The sequence below is a fragment of the Novosphingobium sp. genome (assembly GCF_036803765.1).
Classification (GTDB): Bacteria; Pseudomonadota; Alphaproteobacteria; order Sphingomonadales; family Sphingomonadaceae; genus Novosphingobium.
In genome coordinates, this window is record NZ_DAIRTS010000009.1 from 77,924 (window position 1) to 91,895 (window position 13,972).

Genomic DNA, 13,972 nt, shown 5'->3' on the forward strand with positions numbered 1-13,972 from the left:
AGCCTTCCGGAGTATTGACCGATGACATCCAGCACCCACACGCGCCGTGCTTCCCTGCGCACCACCTTCCTGATCGGCGCTTCGATCGGCTCGCTGATGATCGCCGGCAGCGTGGCGGCGCAGGACCGTGTGTTCGGCAGCCGTGGTGGGACTGCCGATCCGGCCGCTACCGCTGCCCGCGCCGCGCAGGACCAGGCCACCCGCTCGGCCGAGACCAACAGCGCGACCCGCCGCGCGATCGAGACCTTCCAGCGCGCGGCCACTACACGCGCGGCGATGAGCGAGGCACAGCGCGCCGCGCGCGCTGCGGCGCAAGCCGCGCAATCGAGCATTCCCAACGGTCTCGGCCAGGGTGGGCTCCAGGTGGCGAGCGGTGTGGTGTTCGGCCCCGATGGCAAGCCGGTCGAGGGCAGCCTGTGGATCGGCGCCAAGGGTCCGACGCAAAGCGCGGGCGACAATGGCCGCACCAATGTCACCATCGACCAGACCCAGCAAAAGGCGATCCTTACCTGGGACAGCTTCAACGTTGGCCGCGAGACCGACCTCAGGTTCAATCAGGCCGCTGCCGACGCGGTCGTGCTCAACCGCGTCACCGATGCCTCAGCCGATCCGAGCAAAATCCTCGGTTCGATCACGGCGCCGGGCACGGTGCTGGTCCTCAACCGCAACGGGATCATCTTCGGCGGCGCCTCCCAGGTCAATGTCCGCAACCTCGTCGCGGCAGCGGCGAACATCACCGACACCCAGTTCCTGAACAGCGGGATCTATTCGAGCCAGTCGGGGGCCAGCTATCTGCCGAGCTTCACCAATGCCGGCGGCAAGGTGACGGTCGAGGCCGGCGCGCAGATCACCACGGTGACCCCCACGTCGGTGACGAGCGGCGGCGGCTATGTGCTCCTCATGGGCACCGAGGTGACGAACGCCGGCAGCATCACCACGCCCAAAGGCCAGACCCTCCTCTCGGCGGGCGACGACTTTATCGTCCGCAAGGGCTATGGCACCGACGCCAACCCCTATTCGACGACGCGCGGCAATGAGGTGCGCGGCCTCATCAATGCGGACTCGACCAGCGGCACGGTCACGAACAGTGGCCTGATCGAAGCGTCGCAGGGTGACATCACGCTGGGCGGCCGCACCATCCGCCAGGACGGCGTTGCGGTCGCGACCACAAGCGTCAACCAGCGCGGCACGATCCATCTGCTCAATTCTGCGAGCGATGGTCAGGGTTCGGTGATGCTTGGCGCGGACAGCCTCACCATCATTCTGCCCGAACTGGACAGCAAGGACACCGCGCTCGACAGCCAGCGCGACGCGCTGATCAAGCAGAGCAGCGAAGCCAACATCAATCGCGGCAGCACCACCAACGGCGGGTTCGACGACCGCTCGACGCTGGCCGACCGGCTCGATCAGTCGCGCATCGAGATCGTCACCGGCGGCAATGTGCTGTTCGCGGGCGGATCGCAGACCAGTGCCCAGGGCGGGCAGGTCGCGGTGCAGGCGGCGGGGGCGTCCACCACCGAGGGCGCGGCCTTGGGCCGGATCACTGTTGCCGATGGCGCGCTCATCGACGTGTCGGGCGTGCAGGGCGTCGCGCTCGACATGGCATCGAACTCGATCAAGGTGAACGTCCAGGGCAACGAGTTGCGCGATTCGCCGCTGAACCGCGACACCGATTATTTGCGCAACAACGATGTCTGGCTCGATATTCGCGATCTCGTGCTCGTGCCCGCTGGCACCGGCGGCTACGCCAGTGATCGCTGGTATACCAAGGGCGGGCTGCTCGAGGTCAGCGGCTATATCGGCAACACCGCGCATACCATCGGTGAATGGGCCTCGGTCGGCGGCACGATCACGCTCGCCGCCAAGGAGGTCGTGGCCAACAAAGGCGCGACGTTCGACATCTCGGGCGGCAGCCTCGACTATCAGGGCGGCTATATCCGCTCGACCCGCGTGCTCGGCATCGACGGCAAGCTCTATGATCTCGCGTCCGCGCCCGCCTGGATGAAGTTCGTCGGCTACGGCAACACGTTCACCAGGGCGCACGATCGCTGGGGCGAACAATATACCGAGATCTATTCCATGCCGCTGTTCAGCGCGCGCGACGGTGCGCGCTGGCAGGATGGCTATACGGTCGGCCGAGACGCTGGGCGGCTGATCCTCTCGGCCCCAACGGTGCTGTTCGAGGCCGACATCGCTGCAGGCACTATCAGCGGCGAACACCAGATCACCAAGCGCGCCGATGGCGTCACCGATGGCTACAAGCTCGGCCAAACCACGGTAGCGCAGGCGGGTGGCTTGGTAGTCGAGACTTACGATTCTAACGGCACTGCTATTCAGACAAAGGCGATCGAAACCAGCCTGCTTGTTTCCAAGACTAAGTCAGTGCCGGATAATGGTGCGCTAAATAGCGAGATTTGGTTTGATGCTGGCACGTTGAATGCCGCCGGGCTCGGCGGCTTTTCAGTGGCCGTTGCTGGCGACATCACTCTCGACGCTCCTCTGACGTTGGCAGATGGGGGCAATGCCGTTCTTCTTGGTGGAACTGTTACCGTCAAAGGCGATCTCACCGCTCGTGGCGGTTCGATTGTACTTGGGCAGACGACAAATAACGGCTTTGTCACCAACACGGACGTTACCGTCGCTGACGGCGTGGCGCTTGATACGCGCGGTCTTTGGACGAATCTGCTTACCGATTCGGGCAGCCCGTTGTCCCGACTCGCCTTTATCGATGGCGGTGCGGTCACGTTGCGTTCCTATGGCAATATCACCCTTGCCACGAACTCGAAGATCGATGCTTCCGCAGGCGCCGCCGTACACGCCTCTGGAGCATTCGATGGCGGCGACGGCGGCGATATCAGCCTTGTCGCAAGCTACACCCAGCCTGCCGGTGACGGCAGCACCAGCGCAGGCAACCATGGAGATCTGACCCTTGGCGGCACATTCGTATCCTACGGGTTCGGCAAAGGCGGTAAGCTGACGTTGGAAACCGGTGGGGTCGTGTCGATCGCCGACAATCCAGTGTTTTCCGGCACTGCTCTGGCAGCTGGCACGGCAGCGCCCATCGGACTGGTTCTGAACACCAGTCTGGAGGTCGCAGCGGGAGATATCCTGCCGCTTGATGCCGCGCTGACTATCACCCGTGTCGCCAATGGGGATGTTATCCCAGCCAGCGCAACGACCACTTTCCAGCAGGTCGTGTTGAACAGCGCATGGGTGGTACCAAGCGGATTGACTGCCGTCACCAACACCAACACCCAGTATCCTGCGGGATCTACTGTCCCGGCTGGCACGACTCTGTACCGCTTTGTCGGTAATTTCCCGGCCGGGTATCGCATACCGGACAGCACATTCCAGGGTGGGTTACCGATCAACCCTCTGGCCGTGACTTACGTTGCCGGTTCAGTTGCCCCGAGCAACGTCACCTACACAGCTGGGACAGCCATTCCGAAAGGAACGATCCTCAGCCAGGATGTCCCGGTCCAGCCCATCACCACTCTATCGCCGACGCTGTTCCAGTCGGGCTTCTCAGCCTATTCGATCAACGGGCAAAGTGGATTGGGCGTTGCGGATAACGTAGTCATCGCGCCGGCCATGCAGGTGTTGAAACCGGACGGCATACACCTCAGCGCACATACAGGCGCAGACATCGCTTCGATCGTGCCTCTTTGGTTACCGCCTGTCTATCAGGAAGACGCGGTTGGCGGACGGCTTGTCCAGCGTGCCGGAGTAAGTCTCAGCCTGTTGTCGGGGGCTGGCACCGATGGCTCCGGCTACAATAGAAAACCTGGCTGGCTCACGATCGGAACGGGCGCAACAATCACGGTCGATCCCGGGCAGAGCATACGGCTTGCATCGAGTGGCCAGGTGACAGTTGATGGACGCATAACGGCCCCAGGGGGGCATGTCGCAATCGTCAATACCTACACAAGCGATTATTATGTCGATCCCGGTGCGATGTCGGTTTGGATAGGCGACCATGCCGCAATCGACGTTTCTGCGCGTGCGGTGATCGCGACCGATAATCTGGGACGGTTTTACGGAACAGTGCCGAATGGCGGACGCATCGATATCGGCAGCGAAGGAAAGCTGACCACGATCTTTGACGATACTGACATCACCACGCTTGATACCGAAGCATCGACATATGCCTATGTGGTGGTACGGCCCGGTGCGGTCCTCGATGCTTCCGGTACAAGCGGAGTGCTTACACTCGTCGACAGCGATGGCCGGGCTCGCAATATAGATGTGGCAAGTGATGGCGGCTCCATCGCGCTCAGGAGCTATTCCGGTATCCATGCTGAAGGCATAATGCGCGCTTTTGCAGGTGGTGCCGGCGCATCGGGCGGGTCGCTTACCGTCAATTTGGAGTCTCCTCTCCAGTCACAAACACTGCCATCCGGGGCCCCGGTTCCTGCACCGTTCCAGGTTGGCCGAACACTGACCGTATCGAACGATCTCATTCAAACTCTTACCCCCGGTATCGAGGCAGGCCAGTTGGATTCGAACCTGGTTCTCGGTCAGGGTTCGATCGCAGTTTCGCAGGTGACGTCCGGCGGATTTGCTTCCCTGTCGCTGCTGGGCCGCTCGTTGATTTCTTTCGATGGCGATGTTTCTCTGAACTTAGGACGAAGTCTCAGCCTGAAGAGCGGCCAGTATATCGACCTGGCTGGAGGGCATGTATCGCTATCGGCGTCCTATGTAATGCTTAGCGGCCAGGGAACGTTCAGCATTTTCGGCACGCGGCTGGCGGAAGACAAAGTCGTTCCCAGATATTTGCCCAACGGGACTTTGTCGATCAGTGGCGACCTGATCGATGTTTCCGGGGTCGTCGTTCCAACCTTTGCCAGCACATCCATTTCGAGCACCGGCGATCTGCGCTTCACGAACGGCGGTGGCGGCAATGCGCCTGCGATTTATGCCGCCAGCGATCTGGTCCTGTCGGCATCCCGCCTCTATCCGGCCACGGGTGTGACCGCGACCATCCGTGCCGGTTACGATCTCAGTCCTTCCAGCAGTGGACTTGGGGGTAACGCTGCGCCCACATTCGTGATCGCGGATACTGCGGCGAAGCTCGTTTTCGCCCGGCCAGATGCAGCAGGGCCGGTATCGGTTCCCTATTCGGCGTTCGGCACGCTCGATATTTCCGCACCGACGATCGAGCAGGGCGGCGCGTTGTTCGCCCCATTTGGCGCGATAACACTCTTTGCATCATCCCAAGGCGTGAACGGGCTGCCGATCGAAACGGCAGAGTCTGTCCTTACCTTGAAGTCGGGAAGCATCACCTCGATCAGCGGTAATGGCCTTTACATGCCATATGGTGGCACGACCGATGGCGTTACCTGGACGATCGATGGCGGAGCTCCCGCTAGCGTGGATCTCCTGACTGGGCAGTACCGAAATGCTGATGGAACGGTCAACATTAACGGCCGGAACACCGGCATATCGCTGCATGCAACCAGCATAGTCAGCAACGAGGGCGCGCTTGTCGATGTATCGGGTGGGGGCACACTGACCGGCGCCGCGTTCATTTCGGGGCGTGGCGGTTCGGTCGATGCGCTAGTGAACCCCTTCAACGAGGGCGGTCAGGTCTACGCCATCGTTCCCGGGGTCATTACGGCCCCCCTGCCGGGCGGTTATTCCACGGCCTGGTCCGGTGATGTGCCCGGTATCGGCCAGCAGATCACCATTCCGGCAGGCGTGCCGGGGCTCCCCGCCGGCACTTATACACTGCTTCCGGCCAACTATGCCCTGTTGCCCGACGCCTATCGCGTCGAACTGGGGGCAAACACATCGACGACCGTGCAAAGTCCGTTCGCGCTGCCTAGCGGTTCCTATGTGGTTTCGGGATATCAGAGTGTCGCCAACACGGAAATCCGTGACGCGCTCCCAACGACTGTGACGATTACGCCTGGAAAAACCGTACGAACCTTGTCGCAGTATAATGAAACCAGCTACGCAGAGTTCGAGATCGCCAAGGCCGCGACCTTCCAGACGGTGCGACCGCGTCTGGAGCGCGATGCCAAGAATTTGCTTTTCATATTCAGCGGCATGGATGACGTCGCGATCGCGGCCGCGCGTACCCCCGCGCTGGTGTGGAAAGGCACGGCCGACTTGGCCCCGTCCGGGAACGGTTATGCAGGATCGCTCACATTGATGGGCGGAAGCCTGGGCATTAGTGGAGGGCAACAACAGTATCAGAATCTTATCCTCGCCGCCGATGGTAGCACGACCACGCGCAGTGCGACGGAACTCGTCCTTTCCACATCGAGCATTAACATGATCGGTGCCCCCAATCTCTTTATCGGCGGTTCGCCGATCATGCAGACAATTCTCTCGACCAGTCCGGTGCTCGGTGATCCTAATCGACAGGGGAACGGCCTTGGCACTGTCAGGCTTGAAAGCGGCGCAGTTTTGACCGGGGGCGAGGTGCTGATCGGTGGCGCGCTGCGTCTCGACGACGGCGCCAGGATCGATACTCGCGGCTTTGCCGACGCCCGCCTTCTGGATTCGTCGCTGGGTCAGCTGATTGGCGTTGGCTTCGCGGTCTCGAACAATGACCTGCTGTTCGATCCGAACTTCACAAGCACCCAAACGGTCAGCATCGGCACTAGTGCTGCCATCTATACCCGAGGGACCATCGGCATTTCGGCGCCGGTCAGCTTCGACGGAGCGCCGCTGCTTGGTGCCAACACGCTTGCCTTGTCCGCAGGTGGGGTCAACCTGGGGACAGCGGAAGATCTGGCAACAGCGCAGACCGCAGGGACATTGCCGGTCGGTCTCAACCTCACCCAGGATCTGTTCGCATCTCTCGTCGCAGGCGATCCGGCCAATAACGTTGTGGGCGTCCGGAATCTCCGCCTTTCCAGCCCGGGCTCGATCAATATCTTCGGCGCAGTCCATCTCGATCTGTCCGCGCTCGACACGATCACGCTGACGACGCCGGCGATCTATGGCATGGGGGATGTTGGCGACACGGCCGCGTTGAAAGCCAATAACCTTATCTGGGATGTCACCCAGCGTGTCGCTTCGAGCAACAGCGATGGTTCACTCAACTATGCCAGCGCGACGCCGGGTGCGGTCTCCAGCGATGGCCCCGGCACGGGCGCGGGTGCGCTACGGATCGACGCGCGCACTGTGACGCTTGGTCATACGCCGGTGTTGGCCGGCGGTTCCACCGTCACTTTCGATCATCTGTTGCTCGGTTTTTCCGACGTGACGCTGGCGGCTTCAGACAGGATCGCGACCGTTGGCAAGACGACGCTTTCGTCCTGGCGATCCGGCCCCGATCCGAGCGCCGCTTTCGATCCCAAAACTTACGCGGGTGTGGGCGGGTCCCTGACCCTGCTCACGCCGCTGCTAACGACGGATGCAGGCGGCGTCGCGGGCTTGCGCACTGGCGGCACCCTGGCCGTGGCATTGCCCGATGGCGTGCAGGCGGCCGATACAGGATCGGTATCGACGCTTGGCGGCCGCATCGATTTGAGCGCCGGGAATGACATCAGCCTGGATTCTTCCATCGCGTTGCCCAGCGGCACGTTGACCGCGACGACGACCAGCGGGGATATCGTCCTTGGCGCGAACAGCAAGCTGGACCTCGCCGGCCGCGCCATGGCGTTCGGCGACGTGACTCAATATGGCTGGGGCGGCGAGGTTGTGCTTGAAAGCACGCGGGGCAGCATCCTGCAAAGCGCGGGCTCGAAGATCGATCTTTCGGCCAGCAATAATGACGCGGGCAGCCTCACGCTGACTGCCACCGGTGCGAACGCGGGGCGGGTGCTGCTTGGTGGCGAATATGTCGCGAAAGGCGGCGATGGCCACAAGGGCGGGTCGATCGACATTCGCGCGCAAACCATCGGCGCCAATCCCGCATCGGTTAGTGCCGACTTCGCCGCCCTCAACGATGCGCTGACGACGAACGGCTTCACTGAAGGCCGCAGTTTCGACCTCAAACAAGGTGATCTCGCCATCGGCAACGAGGTGAAGGCGCACAAGGTCTTCGTCTCGGTCGATGGCGGCAGTCTGACGGTCAATGGCACGATCGACGCTTCGGGCGCCGCGCCGGGCAGCATCAGCCTTGCCGCGTCGGGGGATCTGACGCTTGCATCGGGCAGCCTGCTGGACGCGCATGGCGGCACGCTGCAGGTCGACAGCTACAAGCAGGCCATCGAGGCGAAGAATCGTGGTCACGTCGAACTGACCAGCAGTACGGGCACGCTCCGGCTCAACCCCGATGCGGTGATCGATCTCTCGACGCCCGATGGCGTTTCTTACGGCCAGGTGGTGCTCAACGCGGCACGTACTGGCGAAACATCGGGTGACATTGCCATCAATGCCTCCGGGCCGCTGACGCTGAAGGGCATCGCCAGCCTCGCGCTGAACGCGATGTGGACCTATCAGCTTGCGGGTGGGAGCACCGTCACCCAGTCGACGCTGAACGGCTATGACGCTGCGTCGACGGGTTTCATCAACGCCGCGCTTGGCAACAGCGGGCTTCAATCCCGGCTTGCCGGGCTTAAGGCCTATGGCGACGCCTATCATCTGCGCCCGGGCGTCACCATCGCCTCGTCCGGCGATCTGATTGTGGGCGGCGATCTCGACCTGTCCGGCTATCGCTATGGCCCCAATGCCAACCGTGATACGGCTGCGACGAATTACGGCGCGGGTGAACCGATGGCGCTGGTGCTTCGTGCCGGCGGCAACCTTACGGTCAATGGCAGCATCTCTGATGGATTCAAAGGCAAGCCGGGCGTGCCCGGTACTCCTCCCGTTTACCAGTATTCGAACGCACTCATAGTCTCGACCTTCGCCACATATAGCTGCACTGTTGGCGAATGCGGTTTTGACGGAGATCTCTATTTCTTACCGCAAGACGCTTATGTCACAGCAGACTGGACCATCCCCGACAATACTTTCTACCGTGGCTTGGCTGGGCTTTTCGGGCCGATAAGCACTCGAACTGGCCTGACATTCAATCCTGGCCAGACGGTGCCGGCGGGAACCAGACTTAATTCGGAGACGACCTTTCTTGAGAAGGCTAACGGTTCTCCTCTGCCGAGCCTCGCGTTGACGGCAACGGTTGTTAGCCCGGGTACGCCTGATCTTCCCCCGACTCCTGGCACATTGCCATTGGCGGCGATGCTGGCCCCCGGGACTCAATCGGCGTCAATTCGCCTTGTTTCTGGTGCCGATCTTGCGGCGGCCTCCAGTCGGGTACTATTGCCGACTAGCACGTTCGGGGGCGTTGGAAATCTGAGGCTCGCCAACCCGGCCGGTGGTCTGACGCTGAGCACACTCCGCACGGGAACCGGCAGTCTCGAACTTCTGGCCGGCGGCAACTTCAGCGAAGGTTCGCTCTACGGCGTCTACACGGCCGGTACGGATTCCGGGGTTAGTGGCATTGCCGCCGGTAGCTATGTGGCCGACCATGGCGGTGACCTGACCGTGGTCGCCCAGGGCGACATTACAGGCTACAGCTACAGCAACGATCAGAATAACGTGCAGTTCTGGTCCCCCGACAACTGGCTGCTGCGCGGGGTGGATGGCAATGGCCTTGCATCCTGGTCCATCGCCTTTGGGCGTACCATTCAGGCAAGCCGTACGACCTACACCGGCGGGTTCTCCGGTTTCGGTACGCTCGGCGGCGGCAATGTCACCCTGATCGCGGGCGGCAATGCCGGGACGCAGACGCGCACATATAACGCCAGTTCAGGGACACAGACTTACAGTGCGTTGCAAGTCGCAGTGGCATCGAGTGGCAGGGTGCAATCGGTCGACAAGGATGGCGGCGTCGTTACGGGCGGCACGCTGACCCAGGCGGGTGGCGGCGACCTCACCGTCAAGGTGCGTGGCGTGCTCAACGGCGGAAACAACTATATCAATTCGAATCATGCGGCGAATGGTTCGCTGAGCCAGTTCGTCGGCCTGCGCGGCGATACCACGATAACGGCAGGGTCGGTGGGATCGGTCTCGCTGGTCTACGGTCGGCAGGAACCGGGAGATCCACGCCAGCTCGATCCGTTCACGGCCAGTGTGGCCAGCCCCTGGGGTGGTATTGCACTCGTCCCAGGTGACGGCACCATGTCCGTACGGACCAGTGGTGACCTTGTCGTCGGCACTTATGCCGATGCCGGTCAGTTGGGTCAGACCTCACAATTGGATTACTTCTCATTGTGGCAGCCTGGTACGACTGCCGTTTCGCTAACCTCGGCCGGTGGAAACCTGGTGCCGGTGACCGGGGCCGGCTTGGGTTCGAATGTCTGGCGTACACGAACCGGCGGCGCCGTTCGCCCGATGGTGCCCGGCCGGTTCAGTGCGACTGCGACGAGCGGCAGCGTGTTTATCGGCGCGCAGAGCGCGAGCGCAATGGAGTTGGCCCCTTCAATCGGTGGATCCCTGACTCTGCTGGCTGGCGATTCCATTTACGGTAATGGCTTGATCGTTGGCGCCAATATTACGCCGAACGGTTCGTTGCGGATCGCCATCTCCGGCGCAGACGCCGGGGTCAACGATATCCCCAACCCCTTCCGACCGGCTACCGTGGCGAGATTCACGAACTACTACAATTTCTTCAATTACCAGGATGATACGGTAGGCGCCAATCCGACGACCCAGACCAACCGCGTGTACGCGCTTGGCGGCGACATCCTCAATCTTGCCTTCGGCGAGGTCAACGCTCTCGCTTTTTACGACAACGCCTATCACACGCTGTACATCGGGAACGGCGCTACTCGCGTGAACGCTGGCGGCGATATCGTCAATTTCGGTTCTGGAACCACGGCCACCCCAGGCTTGATCCTCAACACAAGCGCGACTGATGTTTCACTAATCCAGGCCGGCGGCACCATCTATTACGCCAATTTGAATATTGGCGGTCCCGGCACGCTGGAGATGACAGCAGGTGGCGACATTTATCAGGGTGACAAGGGGGCGATCACATCGACTGGCCCTCTGGCCCAAGGCGACACCCGTCCCGGCGCGTCGATCGCGGTCATGGCAGGCATGGCGAACGGTGTGGACTGGGGCGCACTCCGCACCGCCTATCTCGACCCCGCCAATCTTGCCGATCTGGCCAATGGCCGGCCGCTCGATGATCCGCTCAACAAGGGCAAGGTCGCCAAGGTCTACACGAAGGAATTGGCTGACTGGCTGAAGGGCCGGTACGATTTCATCGGAACGACGGACGAGGCACTCGCCTATTTCGACGCCCTGGCGCCGGAACAGCAGCGCATCTTCCTGCGCGATGTCTATTATGCCGAGCTGCGCGAGGGTGGCCGCGAATATAACAACGCCGACAGCGCCCGCTTCGGCAGTTATCTGCGCGGCCGCCAGATGGTCGGCACCCTGTTCCCGGAGAAGGATGCGGACGGCAAGGACATCGTCCGTACCGGCAGCTACACTGCCTTCGGGGGATCGGGCATCCGCACGCTCGCGGGCGGCGACATCGACATGCTGGTCCCCGGCGGTCAGATCGTCATCGGCGTGACGGGCGACGTGCCGCCGGCTTCGTCGGGCCTCATTACGCAAGGGTCGGGCGATATCTCGCTCTACAGCAAGGGAAGCATCCTGCTCGGCCTGTCGCGGATCATGACCACGTTCGGCGGCTCGATCCTCGGCTGGTCGGCGGACGGCGACATCAACGCCGGCCGCGGCAGCAAGACGACACTGGTCTACACGCCGCCCAAGCGGGTCTATGATGCCTATGGCAATACCACCCTTTCGGCGCAGACGCCGTCCTCTGGCGCGGGTATTGCCACGCTTAACCCGATCCCGGAAGTGCCGGCGGGCGACATCGACCTGATCGCGCCGCTCGGCACGATCGACGCGGGCGAGGCCGGCATCCGCGTCTCAGGCAATATCAACCTTGCCGCGCTCCAGGTGCTCAACGCCGCCAATATCCAGGTGAAGGGCAATGCCGCGGGCATACCGCAGGTGGCGGTGGTGAATGTGGGGGCGCTGGCGGCGGCCTCGTCGGCGGCCAGCGCGGTCACGGCCGAGGCCACCCGCGTCGCCGAGCGGTCGCGGCCGCAGGTTCGCACCGAGGTTCCGGTGATCGTAAGCGTGCGGCTCCTGGGCTTCGGCGATCAGCCCTGACCAGAAACGCGCCGCTGAGGAGCGGCGTACCCACCGGGATGGCGTCTCCCACGCCATCCCGGACCATCCAATCGCAAGTGAGTAGTTTATGACCGATCCTGCTTCCCAGGCCGCCCCGGCGGCGGACCAACCGCTGCTGCCGCTTTTCTACAAGGCCGTCCGGCCGCTCCATGCGTCAGCACATGCAAGCTGGCGCCTGAAGAACGGCGATGCCGGTTTCGCCGCCGAAACCCCGTTCGTACCGATCGTCGCCGGCGAGCTGGCGGCGGCGGCGCGCGACTATCCGGTCGTGTTCGCGGCCGACAGCGCGCAGCCGCTGGCGATCCTCGGCCTCGAGCGGCGCAACCTGTTCGTCGAGGACGGCCGCTGGTTGGCGGACGCTTATGTTCCCGCCTATGTCCGGCGCTATCCCTTCGCCTTCGTCGCGACCGTCAACCCGGACGGGTTCGCGCTTGCGATCGACGCCGGTTCGGATCGTGTGGTGCAAGCCGGCGATGAGGGCGACGACGAAGGCGTGGCCCTGTTCGAAAATGGTGCGCCGAGCGCGCTGACCAAACAAGCGCTGGAGTTCTGCGCCGCCTTCGGGCGCGAGGTGGAGCTGACGGCGCTGTTCACGACAGCGCTCAAGGAGAAGGAACTGCTGATTGACCGGCGAGCCGACGCCACCTTGCCGGACGGCCGCAAGCTCGGTCTCGACGGCTTCCAGATCGTCGATGCCGAGAAGTTCGCCGCGCTCGACGACGAGACCATCGTCGCCTGGCAGCGCAACGGCCTCCTTGCGCTCATCCATTTCCACCTGGCCTCGCTGGACCGCTTCCGGGCGCTGCTCGATCGCCAGGCGCTGCTGTCTGCGTCGGCGCTCGGCGCCGTCACGCAATCGTCACTCGCGGATGCTTCCGAGATCGCAAAGCCGAACGCGCCTGACACCAGTGCGCCGCCCGCCGAACAACCCGCCGGAACACCGGCAACACAAACCAAGCCGAAGAAAGCCTGATCCCATGAAATCCTCCCTCCTGCTCTCCGCGCTCCTGCTCGCAGTCCCCAGCCTCACCACCACCGCCTCCGCGCAGGTGGTCGGCGGTGCTCCGGGCGCAGCATCCGCTCCGGCGGCTGCGCCACAAGCCCAGCCGCTTGGTGGCCCTGTGATTCCGGGCGTCTGCCTGTTGTCGCGCGAGGCGATCTTCGCCAATGCTGCGGTCGGCAAGGCGGCGTCGGCGCGCCTCCAAGAACTGACCCGCGCGGCACAGGCCGACGTCGATGCCCAGCGCACGCCGCTGGAGACCGAAGCCAGGGCGCTCGAAGGCCAACCTGACAATGCCGCCAACAAGCAGAAGCGCGAGGCGCTGGCCACGCGCTGGCAGGCCCTCCAGCAAAAGGCTGCGCATACGAGCCGCGAGATCGAGGCGACGCGTGCGAAAGCATTGGAGCGTATCGCCAACGAGGCCCAGCCGATGATCGCGCAGGTCTACACGGCGAAGAAATGCGGCCTGCTGTTCGACCGCGGTGTGGCGCTGGGCGGCAATTTCGCCAACGACCTTACGGCCGACGTGGTGCGCGCGCTCGACGGGCGGATCCAGACCATCACCTTCGAGCGTGAGCGCCTTCCCATCCAGCAGGCGGTCCAGCAACCTGCTGCGGCACCGCAGCGTTAACGACAGGAGATAAGCACCATGCTGACGGCCATCTTGCTGCTTCTGGCGGGGTTCATCGTCGGCGTGGTGCTGACCGGAATGATCGCCCTGTTTTATTGCGGTGTGGTTCATGACGAGGCCGTTCGCATTGTCGACACGCATCTCGCCGGGTTTCCCATGCCATCCGGTCTATCGATCACGACGCTGGCGAAGGCCGCTCATGATTGATGCCGCCTTCGCTCCTGGATCAA

The 13,972-nt window shown here is 62.9% G+C and carries 4 protein-coding genes; all 4 read left to right on the forward strand.

Going from position 1 to position 13,972, the window contains the following annotated elements; genetic code table 11:
• The first annotated feature begins 21 nt into the window (after positions 1-21).
• Positions 22-12,090: a filamentous haemagglutinin family protein gene (locus V7Q48_RS08235; RefSeq protein WP_333837448.1), complete on the forward strand. Its 12,069-nt coding sequence runs from the start codon at positions 22-24 to the stop codon at positions 12,088-12,090.
• Between the two features lie 88 nt (positions 12,091-12,178).
• Positions 12,179-13,084, forward strand: a complete 906-nt coding sequence (locus V7Q48_RS08240; protein WP_333837449.1) for a SapC family protein — start codon at positions 12,179-12,181, stop codon at positions 13,082-13,084.
• Positions 13,085-13,088: 4 nt separating this feature from the next.
• Positions 13,089-13,742 carry an OmpH family outer membrane protein gene (locus tag V7Q48_RS08245; protein ID WP_333837450.1) on the forward strand — a complete coding sequence of 218 codons (654 nt, stop codon included), beginning with the start codon at positions 13,089-13,091 and terminating at the stop codon, positions 13,740-13,742.
• An 18-nt stretch (positions 13,743-13,760) separates the two neighbouring features.
• A complete protein-coding gene (locus V7Q48_RS08250; RefSeq protein ID WP_333837451.1) occupies positions 13,761-13,949 on the forward strand; it encodes a hypothetical protein in 189 nt (62 codons plus the stop codon).
• The last annotated feature ends 23 nt before the right edge of the window (positions 13,950-13,972 follow it).

Excerpts from the sequence above, each read along its gene's own strand:
- V7Q48_RS08235 (WP_333837448.1), top strand. The coding sequence starts at position 22 with ATGACATCCAGCACCCACACGCGCCGTGCTTCCCTGCGCACCACCTTC.
- V7Q48_RS08240 (WP_333837449.1), top strand. The coding sequence starts at position 12,179 with ATGACCGATCCTGCTTCCCAGGCCGCCCCGGCGGCGGACCAACCGCTG.
- V7Q48_RS08245 (WP_333837450.1), top strand. The coding sequence starts at position 13,089 with ATGAAATCCTCCCTCCTGCTCTCCGCGCTCCTGCTCGCAGTCCCCAGC.
- V7Q48_RS08250 (WP_333837451.1), top strand. The coding sequence starts at position 13,761 with ATGCTGACGGCCATCTTGCTGCTTCTGGCGGGGTTCATCGTCGGCGTG.